At 69.3% G+C, this 19869-nt stretch carries 15 protein-coding genes; 3 read left to right on the forward strand and 12 right to left on the reverse strand.

Translation table 11 applies throughout. The features are described 5' to 3' along the window. Positions 1-2: 2 nt before the first annotated feature. Positions 3-473, forward strand: coding sequence for a hypothetical protein (locus D9R12_RS12580; RefSeq protein WP_014159196.1), 471 nt, complete (start codon positions 3-5; stop codon positions 471-473). Between the two features lie 41 nt (positions 474-514). On the opposite strand, the gene D9R12_RS12585 is transcribed toward D9R12_RS12580, so the two are convergent. The 5 genes from D9R12_RS12585 to D9R12_RS12605 are packed head-to-tail and all read right to left on the reverse strand — an operon-like array spanning position 515 to position 6564. Next, positions 515-2725 (reverse strand): S9 family peptidase, encoded by a 2211-nt coding sequence (locus D9R12_RS12585; protein ID WP_122230967.1) that lies wholly within the window; start codon positions 2723-2725, stop codon positions 515-517. A 6-nt stretch (positions 2726-2731) separates the two neighbouring features. Then, positions 2732-3424 (reverse strand): glutathione binding-like protein, encoded by a 693-nt coding sequence (locus tag D9R12_RS12590; protein ID WP_014159198.1) that lies wholly within the window; start codon positions 3422-3424, stop codon positions 2732-2734. A gap of 37 nt (positions 3425-3461) precedes the next feature. After that, a complete protein-coding gene (locus D9R12_RS12595) occupies positions 3462-4496 on the reverse strand; it encodes a putative bifunctional lysylphosphatidylglycerol flippase/synthetase (RefSeq protein WP_014159199.1) in 1035 nt (344 codons plus the stop codon). Beyond that, positions 4493-5755, reverse strand: coding sequence for a cardiolipin synthase ClsB (gene clsB / locus D9R12_RS12600; RefSeq protein ID WP_014159200.1), 1263 nt, complete (start codon positions 5753-5755; stop codon positions 4493-4495). The genes D9R12_RS12595 and clsB overlap by 4 nt, the downstream gene beginning before the upstream one ends. Next, positions 5752-6564: an endonuclease/exonuclease/phosphatase family protein gene (locus tag D9R12_RS12605; protein WP_052299832.1), complete on the reverse strand. Its 813-nt coding sequence runs from the start codon at positions 6562-6564 to the stop codon at positions 5752-5754. Before D9R12_RS12605 ends, clsB begins: the two co-directional genes overlap by 4 nt. A 327-nt stretch (positions 6565-6891) precedes the next feature. Between D9R12_RS12605 and uvrD the strand changes: the two genes are divergently transcribed. Both uvrD and D9R12_RS12615 read left to right on the forward strand, forming a co-directional pair. Further along, positions 6892-9099, forward strand: coding sequence for a DNA helicase II (gene uvrD, locus D9R12_RS12610; protein ID WP_122230969.1), 2208 nt, complete (start codon positions 6892-6894; stop codon positions 9097-9099). A gap of 181 nt (positions 9100-9280) precedes the next feature. Further along, a complete protein-coding gene (locus D9R12_RS12615; protein ID WP_122230971.1) occupies positions 9281-9727 on the forward strand; it encodes a universal stress protein in 447 nt (148 codons plus the stop codon). 68 nt (positions 9728-9795) lie between these two features. Here D9R12_RS12615 and mgtA read toward each other — a convergent pair whose 3' ends face one another. The 7 genes from mgtA to D9R12_RS12650 form a co-directional block, all read right to left on the reverse strand. After that, entirely contained in the window at positions 9796-12405 is a 2610-nt protein-coding gene (mgtA, locus tag D9R12_RS12620) for a magnesium-translocating P-type ATPase (protein WP_122230973.1), read from the reverse strand. 249 nt (positions 12406-12654) lie between these two features. Continuing rightward, positions 12655-13959 carry an NAD(P)H-dependent oxidoreductase gene (locus D9R12_RS12625; protein ID WP_122230975.1) on the reverse strand — a complete coding sequence of 435 codons (1305 nt, stop codon included), beginning with the start codon at positions 13957-13959 and terminating at the stop codon, positions 12655-12657. A gap of 22 nt (positions 13960-13981) precedes the next feature. After that, on the reverse strand, positions 13982-14545 hold the full coding sequence (gene rfbC, locus D9R12_RS12630) for a dTDP-4-dehydrorhamnose 3,5-epimerase (protein ID WP_014159206.1): 564 nt from the start codon (positions 14543-14545) through the stop codon (positions 13982-13984). After that, positions 14542-15603, reverse strand: coding sequence for an NAD-dependent epimerase/dehydratase family protein (locus D9R12_RS12635; RefSeq protein ID WP_043290818.1), 1062 nt, complete (start codon positions 15601-15603; stop codon positions 14542-14544). The genes rfbC and D9R12_RS12635 overlap by 4 nt, the downstream gene beginning before the upstream one ends. A 5-nt stretch (positions 15604-15608) precedes the next feature. After that, complete coding sequence (gene rfbF / locus D9R12_RS12640) at positions 15609-16382, reverse strand: glucose-1-phosphate cytidylyltransferase (protein ID WP_014159208.1); 774 nt, start codon at positions 16380-16382, stop codon at positions 15609-15611. A 136-nt stretch (positions 16383-16518) separates the two neighbouring features. Then, entirely contained in the window at positions 16519-17703 is a 1185-nt protein-coding gene (locus tag D9R12_RS12645; RefSeq protein ID WP_244671930.1) for a glycosyltransferase family protein, read from the reverse strand. A 339-nt stretch (positions 17704-18042) separates the two neighbouring features. Next, positions 18043-19656 carry an OpgD/OpgG family glucan biosynthesis protein gene (locus tag D9R12_RS12650; protein WP_014159210.1) on the reverse strand — a complete coding sequence of 538 codons (1614 nt, stop codon included), beginning with the start codon at positions 19654-19656 and terminating at the stop codon, positions 18043-18045. Positions 19657-19869: the final 213 nt, after the last annotated feature.

Below are 19869 nucleotides of genomic sequence, written 5' to 3' on the forward strand. Positions count from 1 at the left end.
CCATGACCCTGCGTTCCGTCCTTGCCACTGCCCTGCTGTTGTCGCTGGCCGCCTGCGCCGGCACCTCCAGGGTCATGCTGTCCGATGCGCGCCCGCCGGTGGATCCGGCCACGGTGCGCATCTACACGGCAGTGCCGCCCGGCGCGATCCAGATCGCCCAGCTCGATGCCCGCAGTGCGGTCGGCTTCGGCACCCAGGGCCAGACCGACGCGGTGGTCCGGCGGCTGAAGAACGAAGCGGCCAGGCTGGGCGCCAACGGCGTGGTCCTGATCGGCGTGGGCGGCGATGGCGGCCGCTCGCCGGTGGGGGTGTCGGTGGGCGGCGGCAGCTACGGCGGCCATGTCGGCGGCGGGATCGGCATCGGCATCCCGACCCAGCAGAAACAGGGCGCCGGGATCGCGATCTACGTCCCGCCCGGGGCGCAGGACCCCTCCGGCCCGCGCCCGCCGATGCCACCGCCGCCCACCCGCTGAAAGCCGCGGCAGCTGGCGTCGATGCGCCTGCAAGGCGCGGCTCAGGGCCGCAGGTGGCGGGCGAAGAAGGCGTCCATCAGCCGATAGCGGAACGCCAGGTCCGTGCCCTGCAGGCCATGCCTGGCGCCGGGGAAGGCCATCAGCTCGAACGGCGTGCCGGCCGCCTGCAGCGCGCTCATCAGCCGGGTGCTGTTGGAGAACAGCACGTTGTCGTCGGCCATGCCGTGCATGAGCAACAGGGCGCCGGGCGCGATCGCGCTGGCGTGGGTGAATACGCTGGCCTGCGCGTAGCCGGCGGCGTTGGCCTGCGGATGGCCCATGTAGCGCTCGGTGTAGTGGGTGTCGTACAGCGCCCAGTCGGTCACCGGCGCGCCGGCCACGCCGCAGGCATACACCTGCGGCGCCTGGCCCAGCAGCATCAGGGTCATGTAGCCGCCGTTGGACCAGCCATGCACGCCGATCCGCGCCGGATCCACCCACGGCAGGGTCTTGAGGAAGTCGATGCCGGCCAGCTGGTCGGCCACTTCCACCGTGCCCTGGCGGCCATGCAGCGCACCGCCGAACGCGCGCCCGCGTCGCGGCGTGCCGCGGTTGTCCACGCTGAAGACCACATAGCCGCGCTGGGCCAGGAACTGGTTGAACAGCGCGTCGCTGCGCGCAGCCCAGGCATCGGTGACGGTCTGCGCGGCCGGCCCGCCGTACACGTGCACCACCACCGGATAGCGCCTGGCCGGATCGAAACCGGCCGGCCTGATCAGGCTGTAATGCAGCGGCGTGCTGCCGTCGGCGGCGCCGAGCGTGCCGAACTCCAGCGGACGATGCGCCTGCAGGTACGGCGCATACGGATGGGCCGGGTCATGCAGGTCGTTGGCGACCAGCGTGGCGAGCTGCTCGCCGTCGGCCCGGTGCAGGGTCAGCTGCGGCGGCACGCTCGTGCTCGACCAGCTGTCCACGTACACCCTTGCATCGGCTGAGAAGCTGGCCGCGTGCATGCCCGGCGTGCGCGAGAGCTGCCGTGGCGGGCCGCCGTCCAGCGGCACGCACCACAGCTGGGACTGGGTCGGTGCCGGCGCGCCGTGGTCCAGGCCCGCGCTGAAATAGACCAGGCCGGCCTGGGCGTCGATGGCCAGCAGCGCATCGACCGGCCACGGGCCGCTGGTCAGCGCGCTCAGCGTGCTGCCGTCCTCGTTGCCCAGGTACAGGTGCAGGAAACCGCTGCGCTCGGAGGCCCAGAGCAGACGGCCATCGTCCAGGAACCGCAGCGCATCGTGCAGCGGCACCCAGGTCGGCGAGGTTTCGGTCAGCAGCGTGCGCTGTGCGCCGGTGGCCAGGGTGTGCTCGATCAGCTCCAGGGTCTGCTGGTCGCGCGACTGGCGCTGGAAGGTCAGCCGGGCGGCGTCGCGCCAGTCCACGCGCGCCAGGTAGATGTCCGGATCCTCGCCCAGCTCCACCCATTGCGGGCGCGCGCCTGCAGCCGGCGCGACCACGCCCAGCTGCACACGCACGTTGGCCTGGCCCGCGGCCGGATAGCGCTGGGCGATGACCTCGGTCCGGTCGGCATGGACCTCGTGGCGCTGCTTGACCGGCACCGGCGATTCGTCGATGCGCGCGAACGCAATCGCGCTGTCGTCCGGGGCCCACCAATAGCCGGTATGGCGGCCCATTTCCTCGTCGGCGACGAACTCGGCCACGCCGTTGCCGATCACTTCGCTGCCATCGAAGGTCAGCTGCACCTGGGCGCCGTCGGCCAGGTCGATCAGCCACAGGTTGCGCGCGCGGATGAAGCTCACGTATCGGCCCTGCGGCGATAGCTTGGGGTCGGTGGCAAAGCCTTGGCCATGGGTGAGCTGGCGCACCGCGCTGTCGCTGTCTGCCTGCAGGTCCAACAGGTACAGCGCGCCGCCCAGGGCGAACAGCAGCCGCCGGCCATCGGCTGCGCACTGGTAATCGACGATGCCGCGGTAGGCCGCCAGCCGCTGGCGCTCGCGGCGGGCCTGTTCTTCATCGCTGAGGGTTTCGCTGCCCGGCAGCAGCCGCGTGGCATCGATCAGCAGCCGGTGCCGCGCGCTGGCGATGTCGTATTCCCACAGGTCCAGCCGATGCCGGTCCAGCTGGCTGCCGCGCAGGTAGATCACGCGCGTGCCGTCGGCGGCGAGCCCGGGCTTGAGCAGGCTGGGGCCGCTGAGCGGCGCATCGCCGGTGATGGCCGCGATGGTCAGCGGCGTCGGGGGTGCGGCGCGGCCCTGGGTCATCGGCGCTTACCTGGCCGGCTGCCCGAACATGTGCCGGCGCTGGTCCTCGGTCAACGGCGCGCCCAGCGCCGGATTGACCTGCGGGCCCAATGCGTAGGCCTTGGCCGTGGCCGGACGCGCGCCGATCGCCTCGAACCAGCGCTGCACGTTGGGGAAGTCCAGCAGGTCCATCTTCTGCAGGGCGTGCGGCACGATCCACGGATAGGCCGCCATGTCGGCGATGGAGTAGTCGCCGGCGATGAAGTCCCGGCCGGCCAGGCGCTTGTCCAGCACCCCGTACAGGCGCCGGGTCTCGTTGGTGTAGCGGTCGATCGCGTAGGGGATCCGTTCCGGCGCGTACTGGTTGAAGTGGTGGTTCTGGCCCAGCATCGGCCCCAGGCCGCCCACCTGCCAGAACAGCCATTCCAGCGTCTGCACCCGCCCGCGCAGGTCCGCGGGCAGGAACCGGCCGGTCTTCTCGGCCAGGTACAGCAGGATCGCGCCGGACTCGAACACGCTGACCGGTGCGCCGCCATCGGCCGGGGCATGGTCGACGATGGCCGGCATCCGGTTGTTGGGCGAGATGGCCAGGAAGTCGGCGGCGAACTGTTCGCCGGCGCCGATGTTCACCGGCTTGATCGTGTAGGCCAGCCCGGTTTCTTCCAGGAACAGGGTGATCTTGTGCCCGTTGGGCGTGGGCCAGTAGTACAGGTCGATCATCGGGCGCTTTTCCTGAAGTTGCTTGAAGAGCGCGATGTTACCTGCGGGCATCGGGGTCGGTTCGCGTCTCTCCGCCGGGTGCGCCGGTCCGCCGCGCGACGGAGTGTTCCGCGCTGGCCCGCGGCGGTGCCTTGCGTGGGGCTTGCGAGCGCGGGCGCGCAGCCTCGAGCAGCGCATGAACCAGCAGCGCCACGCCCAGCGGCACCAGGTAGTACAGGCCGCGGTAGGCCAGCAGCGCGGCCACCACCGCAGACTGGCCCAGTTCCCTGCCCAGCGTGAACATGAAGGCCGATTCCCAGGCGCCCAGACCGGCCGGGGTGTGCAGGATGATCCCGATCAGCGCCGCCACCAGGACCACGGCCAGTACCCGCGGGTAGCCCACCCCGTCCGGCAGCAGCAGGAACATCAGGGCCCCCAGGATGGCCCAGTTCAGCGACGACAGCAGCAGCTGCAGGGCCGCCATGCGCAGGCGCGGCACCTCGAACGTGCGCCCTCGCACCTGCAGCCGGACTCCACTCCACCGTGCGCACACCAACAGGTAGGCCAGCGCCAGCGCGACCATGACCGCCCCCAGCACACGCCACAGCACCGGGCTGCCGGCGCGGGCGGGCAGTGGCACCACGCCGGCCGCCAGGGCGGCGCCGGCCAGCACGCAATAGCCCAGCCAGTTGGTCGCCACCGCGAACAGCGCCAGCCGCACCACCTGGCCGGCGGCCACGCCCTCGCGCCCGTACAGCCGCAGGCGCAGGCCGCCGCCGCCGACCAGCGCGCCGAGGTTGAGGCTGACCGCGTAGCTGACCAGGCCGATGGCCGCGGTGCGCAGCGGCGGCAGCGCAAGCCCGACCTGCCAGCGCGAGAGCAGTTCGTAACCGCAGTACAGCAGGTAGCTCAGCGCCACCAGGCCCAGGCAGGCGGCGATGCGGGCCGGGCCGTAGCCGCGCAGGGCCTGGCCCACTTCGGCCCAGTCGGTGGAGCGTGCGTAGCGCACCAGCAGCACCACAACCACCGCCAGCACCGCCAGCATCAGCCCCCTGGCCAGGCGCGCGCGCCACTTCGGCGGCGTCCGCTTCATCCTTCCGTGCCCGCCGTCAGCTGGCGGTCGCCGGCCTCGGTGGCGCCCGGCTCTGGCGGCGTCACCGGCTCCGGCGCCACCACCGTCTCGGGCGGCGTCAGGGTGACCACGCGCTGGGTATGCGCCGGCAGCAGCCCGGCCCAGTAGGGGAAACGCCGCAGCACGTGGTACAGCAGCGGCGCCGGTAGCCTGGCCGCCAGCCGCCAGTCCGGGTTCCGTGCCAGCATGCCGATGTCCACCTGCCGGCAGTGATCGCGCCACAACCGTTCCAGGCACGCGCTCAGCTGACGGTTGAAGGCGCGATCGCGCACGACCAGATTGGCTTCCAGGTTCAGCGACAGGCTCAACGGGTCCAGGTTGCTCGAGCCCACCGTGGCCCAGTCCTGGTCGACCAGGGCGACCTTGCCGTGGAACGGCCGCACGTTGTATTCGTGGATCAACACGCCGTCCTGCAGCAGATGCCGGTACAGCGAACGCGCCGCCAGCGTCGCCGCCGGCATGTCCGGTTCGCCCTGCAGGATCAGTCGCACCACGACCCCGCGTCGCGCGGCCCGGCGCAGCTCGCGCAGGAAGCCGTAGCTGGGAAAGAAATACGCATTGGCGATCACGATCTCCGAGCGCGCCGAACGGATCGCGATGCGGTAGATCCGTTCGATGTCGTTGGTGTGGCGCGTGTTGTCACGCAGCACGAAGGCGGCATCGGCATCGCCGGCCTGGGCGACGGCTGGCGCCGGCGATGCCCCGTCCTGACCGAGCACGAAGCGGTGGATGTCCGCGACCACCGGCCCCTCCACCTCCACCGCATAGTCCTGCTTGGCCTTGGGGCCGAAGCCGGACAGATGATCGGCCGAATAGTTGATGCCGCCGACAAAGGCCACCTGCCCGTCCACCACCAGCAGCTTGCGGTGCATGCGCCGGAAGATGTGCAGACGCACGCCGAGCAGGGTCGGGTGGGGGTCGAAGGTGCGCAGCACCACCCCGGCCTCGGCCAGCGCCTGGAGGAAACCGGCGGAGAATGCCGGCGAGCCGTAGCCATCGACCAGGACCTGGACCCGCACCCCACGCCGGCCGGCCGCCACCAGCCGCGCATGCAGCTCCATGCCGACTTGGTCCTCGAACAGGATGAAGGTCTCCAGCTGGATCTCGCGCTGGGCCGCGTCGATGGCCGCAAACGCACGCGCGTAGAAGGCCTCGCCATTCTCGAGCAGGCGCAGCCGGTTGCCCGGGCGCCAGCGCAAGCGCCGATCGGCGGCGCTCACGCGGCCGCCCCCGGCCAGGACAGGTGCGCCGACAGCGGCAGGTGGTCGGACAGGCGCGACCACGGCGCTGCGCCATGCACGGCCACCTCGTGGACCGCCAGGCCGCGCACGTAGAGCCGGTCCAGCGGCAGCAGCGGCCAGCGCGCCGGAAAGCTGCGCGCCAGCCGCCCGCGCTTGAGCTCGAAGGCTTCCACCAGGCCGCAGCCGCGCAGGCGCCGATGGCCGGTGGCGCGCCAATCATTGAAATCGCCGGCCACCACCACCGGTGCCGCGGACGGCACCCGCTCCGCCAGTTCCTCGCACAGCAGGTCCAGCTGGCGGCGGCGATGGGCCTCGCGCAGTCCCAGGTGCACGCAGATCGCATGCAGGGTCTGGGGATGACCGGGCAGCTCCAGCTCGCAATGCAGCAGGCCGCGGCTCTCATGCCCGGCCACCGAGACGTCGTGGTTCTGGTGGCGCACGATCGGCAGCTTGGACAGCAATGCGTTGCCGTGGTGGCCGTCCGGATAGACCGCATTGCGTCCGTAGGCGAACTGCGGCCACAGGCTGTCGGCGAGGAACTCGTAGTGCGGCGCATCCGGCCAGGCGCGCCAGCGTCGCGCATGGCGGCTGTGGCTGCCGAGCACTTCCTGGAGGAACACGATGTCGGCCCCGACCGTGCGGATGGCCTCGCGCAGCTGCGGCAGCACGAAGCGCCGGTTCAGCATGTCAAAGCCCATGTGGATGTTCGCGGTCAGCACCCGGAACGCCGGCAGTGACGGCGTGCGCGGCACTGCGACCGGCGTGACCGGCAGGGAAGTCGCGTCCATCGGCATCAGGGCCTGCCGCGCCAAGGCGTGGCCAGGGGCCGGTGCCGCAGTTGCGGCGGTACCTGCGCCGACGCGGTCGGCGCGCCGGCGCGCGTCTGGCAAATGGAGCGTACCGAAGGTGGCATGGGATCACCGGCGCGTGGGCGCATGGACCAATCCTTGAACCTAGCGGCACCTTTGCGAACTGGCGATGAAGCCGCCTCGTCAGGACCGTGGCGCCCATCGCGGCAGCCATCGTTCTTCGCCGCCTGCCGGTGTGGTGGCCACGGCGCTGCGCGGCCGGGCTGAGCGGCTCATTGTGAGCCGGCCCGGTAGAATGGCCGGGCGATGGATGTCTCCCACCTGCTCGATGATCTGAACCCGGCCCAGCGTCAGGCCGTGTCCGCCCCTGCCGGGCATTACCTGGTCCTGGCCGGTGCCGGCTCGGGCAAGACCCGGGTGCTCACCCACCGCATCGCCTGGCTCAACGAGGTCCATGCGGTGCCCACCCACGGCATCCTGGCGGTGACCTTCACCAACAAGGCCGCCGCCGAAATGCGCCAGCGCGCCGATGCGCAGCTGCGCAACGGCGGCCGCGGGATGTGGATCGGCACCTTCCACGGCCTGGCCCACCGCCTGCTGCGCCTGCACTGGCAGGACGCGAAGCTGCCCGAAGGCTTCCAGGTGCTGGATGCCGACGACCAGCAGCGCCTGGTCAAGCGCGTGGCCCAGACCCTGGAACTGGACGAGGCCAAGGTCCCGCCGCGCCAGATCGCCTGGTGGATCAACCAGCAGAAGGACGAAGGCAGGCGCCCGCAGCACATCCAGCCCGAAGGCCGCGATGCGTGGCTCAGCGCGATGGTGGCCGCCTACACCGAATACCAGGCCCGCTGCGACCGCGCCGGGCTGGTGGATTTCGCCGAACTGCTGCTGCGCGCCCATGAGCTGCTGCGCGACACCCCGGCGCTGCTGGCCCATTACCGGCACCGCTTCGGCGAGCTGCTGGTGGACGAATTCCAGGACACCAACGCGATCCAGTACGGCTTCATCCGGCTGCTGGCCGGCGACACCGGGCACGTGTTCGTGGTCGGCGATGACGACCAGGCCATCTACGGCTGGCGCGGGGCCAAGGTCGAGAACGTGCAGCGCTTCCTGAAGGATTTCCCCGGCGCCCAGACCATCCGCCTGGAGCAGAACTACCGTTCCACCGCCAACATCCTGGGCGCGGCCAATGCGGTCATCGCCCACAATCCGGACCGGATCGGCAAGCAGCTGTGGACCGATGCCGGCCAGGGCGACCCGATCGACCTGTATGCCGCCTACAACGAGATGGACGAGGCACGCTACGTGGTCGAGCGCGCCTATCAGTGGGTGCGCGACGGCGGCAGCTATGGCGATGTGGCCGTGCTCTACCGCAGCAACGCGCAGTCGCGGGCGCTGGAAGAGGCGCTGCTCGCCCAGCAGGTGCCGTACCGGGTCTATGGCGGGGTGCGCTTCTTCGAACGTGCCGAAATCAAGGACGCGCTGGCCTACCTGCGCCTGATCGCCAACCGCGCCGACGATGCGGCCTTCGAGCGTGCAGTCAACACCCCGCCACGTGGCATCGGCGAGCGCACCCTGGATGAAGTGCGCCGGCAGGCGCGCGCCGATTCGGTATCGCTGTGGGAGGCCGCGCGCCAGTGCGCGCAGGGCGGCCAGATGGCCGGGCGCGCGCGCAATGCGCTGGCCGCGTTCGTGCAGCTGATCGACCTGCTGGAAGAGCAAACCGCCGCGCTGGACCTGAAGGAGAAGATCGACCACGTGCTGCTGCGCTCGGCGCTGCGCGAGCACTGGGCCCGGGAGAGCAAGGGCGGGCTGGATGCCGATTCGCGCACCGAGAACCTGGACGAACTGGTCTCGGTGGCCTCGCGCTTTGCCCGCGCCGACCACGATCCGCTGGCGCTGGACGATGCGCCCGAGGCCGAGCGCATGAGCGAGCTGGTCGCCTTTTTGTCCTACGCGGCGCTGGAGGCCGGCGAAGGCCAGGCCCAGGCCGGCGAGGATGGGGTGCAGCTGATGACCCTGCATTCGGCCAAGGGGCTGGAGTTTGCGCTGGTGTTCCTGGTCGGACTGGAAGAAGGCCTGTTCCCCAGCGCGCGCTCGGTCGAGGAAGCCGGCAAGCTGGAAGAGGAGCGCCGCCTGGCCTACGTGGGCATTACCCGCGCCCGCCAGAAGCTGGTCCTGACCTACGCCGAGTCGCGCCGGATCCACGGCATGGACAACTACAACGTGCCCTCGCGCTTCCTGCGCGAGATCCCGCGCGAACTGCTCCACGAGGTGCGGCCCAAGGTGCAGGTCTCGCGGCCGGCCTCGCTGGGCGCTGCGCGCGGCGGCTTCGGCCATGCGCCGCTGGAAACACCGGCGCTCAAGCTCGGGTCCAACGTGTCGCACCCCAAGTTCGGCGTCGGGGTGGTCGTCGATTATGAAGGCGCCGGCGCGCATGCACGGGTGCAGGTGCAGTTCGACGAAGGCGCCAAGTGGCTGGTGCTGGCCTACGCCAACCTGTCCCCCGCGTAGGGCGGGTCTTGACCCGCCATTGCCATGCCCGACGAACCGGTAACGGCGGGTCGAGACCCGCCCTACGGAAACGGGTGTTGCCCGCCACACGGCGAGCGATAGATCCGGCCTTGATCACGATCAAGGCGCGCTCGCGCCGGCAGGCGTCCAATGGACGGCACCACACACGCTGGAGCGCCCCATGTACGCACGCATCCTGATCGCCATCGATGGCTCGGACCTGTCCCTGCGCGGCCTGGAGCATGGACTTGAGCTGGCGGCCAAGCTGGGATCCAAGGTCGACATCCTCACCGTGTCCGAACCCTGGGCCGGCGGCATGACCGATGTCCAGGGCTGGACGGTGGGCTACGAGTCCGGCCCGGAATATCGTGCCGAACGCGAGGCTTCGGCCAACCTCATCCTGCAGCCGGCGCTGGACCGGGCGGCGCAGATGGAGGTCGATGCCACGCCGGTGCACGTGCTGGACCGTTATGCCGCCGAAGGCATCCTGGAGACCATCGCCGAACGCGGCAGCGAGCTGGTGGTGATGACCTCGCACGGGCGCCGCGGCCTGACCCGGGTGCTGCTGGGCAGCCAGACCGTGGAAGTGCTGACCCGCAGCACCGTGCCGGTGCTGGTGGTGCGCTGAGGGTCCAGGGGCTGCCGCCGACGGTGCGGCGGTGATGCGCGCCCGCGGCGGTCATCGCGTCATGGCACTCACGGCGCGTGCGTGGCGCTGTGCCCGGGGGCGCGGCGCTGCTCGTGCCTGAAGAACCAGTGCTTGGTCGCCTCCGATGCAAGCAGGTACAGCGCCGTGATCGTCACGATGCCCGCCATCACCATGGGCGGCAGGGGCACGAAGCCGAGCCGGCCTGCAGCAGGCAGGTAGGGGATGGCCACCGCCAGCGCCAGCACCGCCACGCTGAGCCGGGCCAGCAGCGCGCTCGGCCGGCTGCGCCAGAACGCCCTGCGGGTGCGGATGACCAGGACGATGGTCAGTTCGGTGATCAGCGATTCGACGAACCATGCGGTCTGGAACGTTTCGGCACTGGCCCGCGCGATGCCGAGCAGGAAGCCGAAGGTGATGAAGTCGAACAGCGTGCTGACCAGGCCGAAGCACAGCATGAAGCGGCGGATGTAGCCGATGTCCCAATGCCTGGGCGAGCGGGTCTGGTCCAGGTCGACATTGTCCGAGGCAATGGCCAGCGCGGGCAGGTCGGACAGGAAGTTGTTGAGCAGGATCTGCTTGGCCAGCAACGGCAAAAACGGCAGGAACAGCGAGGCGAAGGCCATGCTGATCATGTTGCCGAAGCTGGCGCTGGTGGTGATCGAAATATATTTCATGGTGTTGGCGAAGGTCTTGCGGCTGTCGTCGATGCCGGCCAGCAGCACGCCCAGGTCGCGTTGCAGCAGGATCATGTCGGCCGCCTCGCGCGCCACTTCCACCGCGCCCTCCACGGAAATGCCGATATCGGCGGTGTGCAGGGCCGGCGCATCGTTGATGCCGTCGCCCAGGTAACCCACCGCATGGCCGTGCTGGCGCAGCGCCGCAATGATCCGTTCCTTCTGGTTGGGGTCGATTTCGACAAACAGGTCGGTGCGCGGGGCAAGCCCGAACAGCGCCTCCTTGGTCATGTGCGAAAGCTGTTCGCCGGTGATCATCGCGTGGGCCTTCAGGCCCACGGCGGCGGCCAGGTGCTGGGCGACATAACGGTTGTCGCCGGTGATGACCTTGACCCCGATCCCGCGCGCGGCCATCGCCGCCAGCGCCTGCGCCACTCCGGGCTTTGGCGGATCAAGGAACAACAGGAAACCGGCGAAGGCCAGCCCGACCTCGTCGGCGCGGCCATAGGACCGCTGCCGGGGCAGATGCCGGATCGCCAGTGCCAGCACCCGGTAGCCTTCGGCGCTCCAGGCCTTGAACCTTTCCTCCAGCGCGGCCCGTCTTTGCGGGTCCAGCGGCACCGGCCCGGTCGCGGTCAGGACCCAGGTGCAGGCGGCGGCGACGTTCAGCACCGCGCCCTTGCAGATCATCAGATCGTCCTGGCTGTGCGCCTCGCGCACCACCACCGAAAGCGACTTGCGCACGAAGTCGTACGGGATTTCGTCGACCTTGGTGCATCGGCCAAGGTCGGCGTTGCCCGGGGAAGCGGCGGCGATGGCCTCGTCGAGCGGGTTCTTCAGCCCGGTCTGGAGCATGGCGTTCAGCCGCGCCCAGCGCATGACCTGGGCCGAGCTGGCGCCCTCGGCATCCAGGCAGCCGTCCAGGTGGATGACGCCTTCGGTCAGCGTGCCGGTCTTGTCGGTGCACAGGATGTCCATGCTGCCGAGGTTCTCGATCGCCTCCAGGCGCCTGACGATGACTCCGTTGCCGGCAAGGGTCCTGGCCCCGCGCGAGAGGGTCACGCTGATGATCGCCGGCAGCAGTTCGGGCGTCAGCCCCACCGCCAGGGCCAGCGAAAACAGCAGCGAGTCGATCAGCGGCCGCTCCAGCAGCAGGTTGGCCACGAACACCAGGACCACGATGACCAGCATGATCTGGGTCATCAGGGAGCCGAACCGCCGGATGCCCGTGCCGAACTCGGTCTGCGGCGGCTTGCGCTGGATGGCGGCGGCGATCCCGGCGAAGACCGTGTGGTTGCCGGTCTGGACCACCAGCACCGTGGCCGTGCCGCTGCGCACCGAGGTGCCGGCGAACACCACGTTGCTGCGCAGCGCCAGTCCCGCCTCCGGTGCGACCTGGCCCGGCGATTTCACCACCGGGAAGGTCTCGCCGGTCAGCGCAGCTTCGCTGACATTGAAGTCGCGGGCTTCCAGGATGACACCGTCGGCCGGGATCAGGCTGCCGGCCGACAAGGTCAGGACATCGCCGGCCACGATCTCCTCGGTGGGGATGCTGACCGGCCGGCCATCACGCAACACGCTCGCCCTGGTGGAGATGCGCCCCTTCAGCGCTTCCATGGCCCTGGAGGCGCTGTACTCCTGGGTGAAGCTCAGGATGCAGCTGGCGAGCACGATCGCGCCGATGATCGCGGCTTCCTGGCCTTCGCCGACGAAGGCGGACACCACCGCGGCGAAGATCAGGATCAGCACCAGCGGGCTGTAGAACTGCCTGGCGAACAGACGCCACGGCGACGCTGCGGCGCTGCGGCCCAGACTGTTGCCACCATCGCGCGCCAGACGCTCCCGGGCCTGGTCGCTGGAAAGGCCGGTGGCCGTGGTCTGCAATTGGCCGATCAGTTCGGCAGCGGGTCGGGACCAGTAGCCGGCCGCGGGGGTGGCACCTGCGGCCGGCGACGAAGGGTTGGCCGGCGCGGCTTGCGGCATGTCGTTCTCCTGCCGCGATTGCAAGGACCCGGGGGATGCCTGGCGCGCGCTGGGCCGCAGCGCGGCGCTACGGTCCGGCCTGCCCACGCCAGCAGGACATGCGAAGCAAACGCCGCATGTCCCTGCATGGAGACGGCCATTGTCGCGCGGCCAGGATGACAGCTTGACCGGCCTGCCGCGCCGATGGGCAGGGCCCGCGCCGTGTCGTTCCGCCAGGGCCAGCCCGGCCGGCCAAAGTCCGACAGGCTCCTAGGCGGCGACCGCGTCGGCCGTGGTCGCGAACAGCGCGGCCTGTTCGGCGCGCAGGCGGTCGATCAGGCGACCGTGCGGCAGCGTGACGTCGTCGTAGGTCAGCACCGCGTCCCTGGCGATCGCGCGCTTGAGCACGCAGCCTTCGGCCACGCCCATGGGCAGCAACGCCTCGCGCGCGGTGACATCGGCGCGTTCGCACTGGCCGTAGGTGAGGTAGCCGCCGAGCGCGTCGAGGGTTTCGCCCGCCTCCAGGTCGCGCTTGGCCGTGGCCACCACCTCCACCAGCGGCCCGTCCAGCGGCTGCAGCACCGCATCGCGCAGCAGCACCACGCGCGCCACCGACAGCGGCACTTCGAAGTGGCACAGGTGGTAGGGCGTGTAGAAGCTGTACAGCGGGCCCTCGCCGAGCTTGTAGAGGTTGAGGTAATGCCGCTGTTTGGAGTCGTCGTGGGTGGCCAGCACGTACACGCCCGGGCCCGGCTGCGCGCCGACCACGTAATCCACCGCGCCGCCGACGGCCTTGAGCGCATCGATGTCGTAGCTGCGGGTCAGCTCGTCGACATGGCCGCGATGGTCGAGGCCGGTCATGCCGCGCTTGAGGATGGACATGCCGGTGCCGTTGGCCACGATCGCCTGCTCGAAGCTGATCTTGGTGCCGTCGGCGAAGCTGGTGACCATGTACGGGTCCTGGCCCCACTTGGCGGCAAAGCCGGCCTGCGTGGTCGGCGTGCGATACGGGTCCTGCAGGCCCTTGATGTTGCCGCACATCAGTGGGGTCAGGCCGATCGACCTGACGAAGCGGAACAGGTTCATCTGCACCCCTGGCTGGTCGCCATCGCATGCAGTGAAGATCACCCCGGCGGCGTCGGCCTTCTTCTTGAGCAGCGGGCCGACGGTGCCATCCAGCTCGGCATTCATCGTCACCATGTCGCGGCCGTAGGAGATGGCCGCCAGGCTGATGTGGGCGCCGTACTCCACCGCGCCGGTGGCATCGACCAGGCAGTCCAGCTCGTTGCATTCGTACAGCAGCGCCGGGTCGTCGGTGATCGCGGCGGCGCCGCTGGCGATCGCTGCGGACAGCGCACGGCCGGTGTCGACGATCCGCGCCTCCACGCCCGCCTGGGCGAACGCCGCCAGCGCCTTGTCCAGGTTGCGGTTGCAGATCACCGACAACACCATGCCCGGGACCGAATGCACGATCTGGTTGACGATGCCCTTGGCCATGAAGCCGGCGCCGTAGAGTCCGACGCGGATGGGCATGCCAGCGGCCTGGCGTTCACGCAGCAGTCGATCGTTCACCATGTCTTGCTCCTCGTTGCGCCGCCTACAGGCCGCGCAGGTGTTCGACGCCGTGGTAGCCCGGATCGAAATCCGGCCACGCGGCGTCCTTGTCGGAAATGATCGTGCCCACGGCCGGCCATTGCACGCCGATCGCAGGGTCGTTCCAGCGCAGGCCACGTTCGGCGCTGGGTTCGTAGAAGGCACTGGCCAGGTACAACGCCTCGGTATCCGGCTCCAGGGTCACAAAGCCATGGGCAAAACCGCGCGGCACGTAATAGGCCAGGCGGTTCTCCGCGGTCAGTTCCACACCGTGCCATTTCAGGTAGGTGGGCGAATCCGGGCGCAGGTCGACGATGGCATCCCACAGCGCGCCGCGCACGCAGCGCACGATCTTGACCTCCGGCGCCGGCGGCAGCTGGTAGTGCATGCCACGCAGCGTGCCGGCCTGCGCGTTGTAGGAGTTGTTGACCTGGACGAAGCGCTCGACCAGGCCGGCGGCAGCCATCTCCTTCTCGCAGAATATGCGCGCGAACCAGCCCCGCTCGTCGCCGCGTTTTTCCGGCTCGATCACATAGGCGCCCTTGAGCGGGGTCTGGTGGAACTTCATGCGGCCGCCCGCAGCTCGGGCGCGCGCAAGTCCGGCAGCAGCTGGCCGCTGTCGACCAGGCCTTCCAGGATGCGCAGGCGGATGAAGCCGGACTGGCGGAAATTGCGGTCGGAGAACGCGGTGCGCTGCAGTTCGTCGCGCAGTTCGGCGATGGTGCCCTCCAGCGTCTCGATCGGCTGGTGGTCGGGCGCGAGTTTTTCGAACAGCGAAAAGTCCACCCGGTACGAGCGACTGTCGGCCGGGGCGTTGGTGGAAATGGTCACTTCCGCGGTGGGAATGGCCGCGCCCACGGCATGGGCCAGATCGCGGACCTGCACGTTCCAGCGCTCCGATCCGGCATTGACGAACAGATAGCGGCCGCCGGTGTCGGCCGGGCGCTGGATCGCCCATTCGATGGCGCGCGACATGTCGCGCACATGGATCAGCGGGCGCCACGGCGTGCCGTCGGACAGCACCTCGACCTTGCCGCTGGCCACTGCGCCGGCAACGAAGTCGTTGAGCACCAGGTCCAGGCGCAGCCGCGGCGAGGCGCCGCAGGCGGTGGCAAAGCGCAGCGCGGTGATGACCATGTCGGTGTCCATCGCCGCCAGGCCGGTTTCGGTGTCGATCTTGGAGCGAGCGTAGGCGGTGAGCGGGGCGATGGCGCTGGTTTCCGAACGCGGCGTGCCGTCAGCCGCCGCGCCATACACGCTGCAGCTGGAGGCGAACACGAAGTGCTTCACGCCCGCCTCGGCCGCAGCCCGGGCCACCGACAGGCTGGCCTGGCAGTTGATCTGGTCGGTGACGGTCTCGAAGCGCTTGCCCATCGCATCGTTGGACACCGCGGCCAGGTGGACCACCGCGTCGAAGCCGGTCAGGTCCTGCGCGGTCAGGTCGCGCACGTCGCGAAACCATTGCTCGTCCAGCACCACTTCGGGCAGGCCGCGCTTGTCGGACAGGCAATGGGCGAACCAGCCGCGATCCACGCCGACCAGCCAGGCCTGCGGGAAGCGCTGGCGCAGGTGGCGGGCCAGGACCGGGCCGATGTAGCCCATGTTGCCGGTGATCAGGATACGCATCGTCTTCACTCCCACACGCGCCACGGCGCCTTGTTGTTGGTCCACAGGTCGTTGAGGTAGTTCTTGTCGCGCAAGGTGTCCATCGGCTGCCAGAAGCCGGCGTGCCGGTAGACGCTCAGCTGGCCCTGGGCGACCAGGGTTTCCAGCGGCGCGTTCTCCCACACGCTGCTGTCGCCTTCGATGAAGTCGGCCACCTTGGGAGACAACACGAAGAAACCGCCGTTGATCAGGCCATCGCCATCGGCGGGCTTCTCGCGGAAGCCGGTGACCTGGTCGGCCTGCACGTGCAGCGCGCCGAAGCGGCCCGGCGGCTGCACCGCGGTGACCGTGGCCAGGCGGCCCTCGCGCCGGTGCAGTTCGATGCCGGCGGCGATGTCCACGTCGGACACGCCGTCGCCATAGGTCAGGCAGAAGGCTTCCTCATCCTGCAGGTAGGGCATGACCCGCTTGAGGCGGCCCCCGGTCATGGTCGCCGCGCCCGTGTCCACCAGGGTCACCCGCCACGGCTCGGCGCGGGTGTTGTGCAGGGTGGTGGTGTTGGTGGACAGGTCGCAGGTCACGTCCGATTCCATCAGGTGGTAGTTGATGAAGAAATCCTTGATGACCTCGCCCCGGTAGCCCAGGCACACCACGAAGTCGTTGATGCCGTAATGGCTGTAGATCTTCATGATGTGCCACAGCACCGGCTTGCCGCCGATTTCCACCATGGGCTTGGGGCGGATCGCGGTTTCCTCGGAAATGCGGGTGCCCAGGCCGCCGGCCAGGATGACAGCCTTCATTGATGCTCCTTTCGATTCATTGCTGGGTCCTTGGCCGATCAATCGGCTGGATGGTTGCTGGCGCGCGGTACGGTGGCCGTGTGCGCAGGTGTGAGTGGCGGTGGCGCCGCCGGATGTGTCCCAATCCCTAGAAACGTCATGCGGTCACGTCGTGCCGTCGCACCCGCGGTGCGCCATGGGCGACTTCCACCATGCCGGCCATGCTGGCAAGCTGCTCGATGCGTTGCTGCAGCCGCGCACTGCGTGGCAGGCCAACCGTATCCAGCAGCTGATCCCAGCGATGCGCCCAGTCGTGGCGCAGCAGCGCCTGGCTGACATTGGTGGCGCGTGCGCGTTCAAGACGTTCGGTCTGGCTGCCCAGGTCGCGGAAGAATGCGCCCAGGTCCGGTGTGCCCGGCGGTAGTTCGATCACCGCATCGGGCCAGTCGAAATGATCGGCAAACTCCGGGCATTGCTGGCGCGAGCCCAGCACGATGGCGCCGCCGGCGGTGCCTTCGAAATAGCGCGTGGCCAACGCGTTCTTGCGCACGCCCTTGAACACCCCGACCGTGTCCACGGTGAAGTCGTAGGCGATGAAGTACTTGGCACGCTTGATCATGGCCGCCGACTGGCTGCGGTGTTCGGCCCAGTCCACCACCGCGCCGGCCTTGAGCACGTCGTGCACGTAGAAGAAGTTGCCGTCGCGCGCGGCCAGGGCAGCCAGCTTGGTGTGCAGCTCGGGGATGCGCCGGCCCAGGCTGAGCACATCGATGCTGCGCGCCGGCGTGTCCGGATACGGGCAGGCCAACAGCGTGTCGCAGGCGCTGGGCAGGAACGAGATCGGGGTGGAGGTGTACTGGCGCAGCGCCGGGATGCTCTCGGCATTGAGCACGAAGACGTGGTCGAATGCGTCCAGCATGCGCAGCTCCTGTGCCTGGTGCGGGAAGCGCTCGGGCCAGCCTTCCAGCAGGTAGGCGTAGGCCTTGCCGCAGCGCTTGCGCCAGTTCTTCATGCGCCGCAGCGCGGTCAGCTCTAGCGGGAACTGGCACACGAACAGGAACACGTCGTAATCGCGCGTCACCGTGACCGGCGTGGCATTGGACAGGCCTGGCCGGCCAAGCCGGCGCCAGGCCTGGGACATCACCCGATGGCTGAGCTCATGCCACAGGTAGCCCAGGCTGGGATTCACGCCGCGGCCGGCGCTGTGCGGGGCGGGGCCGGGCATGAGGAAGTCCGCGTCCTCGACCTGGGCGATCACGTTGAGGAAGGCATATGCCTGGCCGTTGAAAGGCTCCGGCCACGCGTTGTAGTTGGATGACAGCAAGACAGACCGGTCGGCCATATCCATTTCCTCGCCAAGCTGGGGGATTTCCTGACGCACCTCGCGGTTGCCGTGACCGGGCATGGCTGCTGCACGGGTGCGTGCGGGGCAGCCTTAGGATCCCGTTGATCTGAAAACCGCCGACATCACGCTGTGCCGAACATGCACCCATGCCACCGACCTCAGCGCCTGGGGAACCCCGCCTTGCACACCCCTGGCAGCACCGCGTCGTGTGCACAGGAGGTCGCAGGCGCCGTCCCCGGGCGGCCACATGAAAGGTCCAACGCAGGAACGCGGTGAAATCGGCCGCGCCGGTCGTGGGGCGGGAAAGGTTTTTCCGAATGCGCCGCGCCGGCCGGGTCAGTAGAGCCTGCGTTCGGCCAGCGGCGGCGGGCTGAACTGGTAGAGCCAGGTTTCGCTCAGGGTCGCGTCGGCGTGCCTGAGGTACAGGCGCAGGTCGATCTGGCTGCTGTCGTCCTTGGCCGGGACCACGTCGAACATCACCCGGTAGCCCTTGATCTCGCGCAGCGGGCGGCAGGACACCGTTTCCAGCGTGCCGCCGGTGATCTGTAGGACCGGTTCGAGCACGGCATCGGCCGCTTCCAGCGCGGCCAGCGAGCCGCCGGCGAAATCCACCGCAAAGCGCTGCGACCAATACCTGCGCTTGTGGCCGACCACGCCACCCAAGCCGGTGCGGGTGGCCACGCAGATCGCCTGGCTGGGTCCGGCCGGCGCGGCCGAGCCCCAGGACAGCCTGTAGCCGAACAGCAGCTCCTGGCCGGCTTGCGGTTTGTCCTTCGGGTTCCAGAACGCGACGATGTTGTCGAAGGTTTCATCGACGGTCGGGATCTCGATCAGCTGCACCGCCCCTTGGCCCCAGCCGGACTTGGGCTCCACCCACAGGCAGGGGCGCTTGTCGTAGAACACCCCGTCGTCCTGGTAATGGTCGAAGTTGCGGTCGCGCTGGAGCAGGCCGAAGCCCTTGGGATCGGTGTCGCCGAAGGCATTGAAGCGCAACTGCGCCGGGTTGGTCAGCGGCCGCCAGATCCACTCGCCGCTGCCGGTGTGCAGGGCCAGGCCGTCGCTGTCATGAATTTCCGGGCGCCAGTCCCAGGCCATGCGGCGGTCGTTTTCGCCGGTCTGGTACATGCTGGTGCACGGGCCGATGCCCATCCGCTCGATGGTGGTGCGCGGGTACAGTGCGCAGTCGATGTCCATGGTCAGCGGCTCGCCCGGGGTCAGGGCGAAGCGGTAGGCGCCGGCCACGCTGGGCGAATCCAGCAGCCCGTAGACCAGCAGCGTGTCCGAACCCTCGGCCGGCCTCTCCAGGTAGTAGGCGACGAAGTCCGGGAATTCCTCGGGCCCGCCGGTGCCGGTATCGATCGCCAGACCGCGCGCGGACAGGCCGTACTGGCCTTCCCTGCCGACCGCGCGGAAATAGCTGGCGCCCAGGAACGCGGCGAAATCGCGATTGGGGTCGGCCTTGGTGTTGAGGCGGAAACCGGCAAAGCCCAGGTTGTCAGCCAACCTGGCCTTGCCCAGGCCGCTGCTGCCGTAATCGAACATGTCGGCGTTGTACTTGATCTCGCGCGCCTGGCCGTCGGCGACCTCGTGCATGGTCACCGGTTTCTTGAAATACAGGCCCATGTGGAAGAACTGGGCCAGGAATGGGTTGTCCTGCCCGCTCCACAGCGCATGGTCGCGGCGATAGCCGATGGCCTGGTACTGGTCCCAGGTCAGGCCTTCCAGCGCCGCCGGCAGCGGGCCGCCGTGCACCTTGTAGGGCTTGCCGGCCAGCGCGCGCGCCTGGCCCTTGAGGCTGGCGTAGTCGAACGGCTGGGCGGGTCCGAACACCAGGTTGGAGGCGCCGGCCCGGGCTGCGGCAAAGGCCGACCCGGACAGCAGCAGGCCCGGTGGCAGGCCCAGGGCGGCAAGCGTGCCGGCGGCACGGGTCAGGAACTGGCGTCGGATCATGGGCGGCGGTTCGGTTCGGTCAAGGCATCAAGCCACGCATCGTAGCCAAGGCCGATGCCTGGCAGGGTGACCCCGACGATATTGGCCCATCGGGGCGGTGCGATCTGCGATAATGAAACCGGTTACATGGCACTGCCTGCGCGGCGCCGGGTGCGGGCACCTGACCCACGCACGGCGGCCTCGCGAAAATGAACAGGCACTGGCGGAAGGCGG

This window comes from Pseudoxanthomonas spadix (assembly GCF_003703395.1).
GTDB classification, from domain to species: Bacteria; Pseudomonadota; Gammaproteobacteria; order Xanthomonadales; family Xanthomonadaceae; genus Pseudoxanthomonas_A; species Pseudoxanthomonas_A spadix.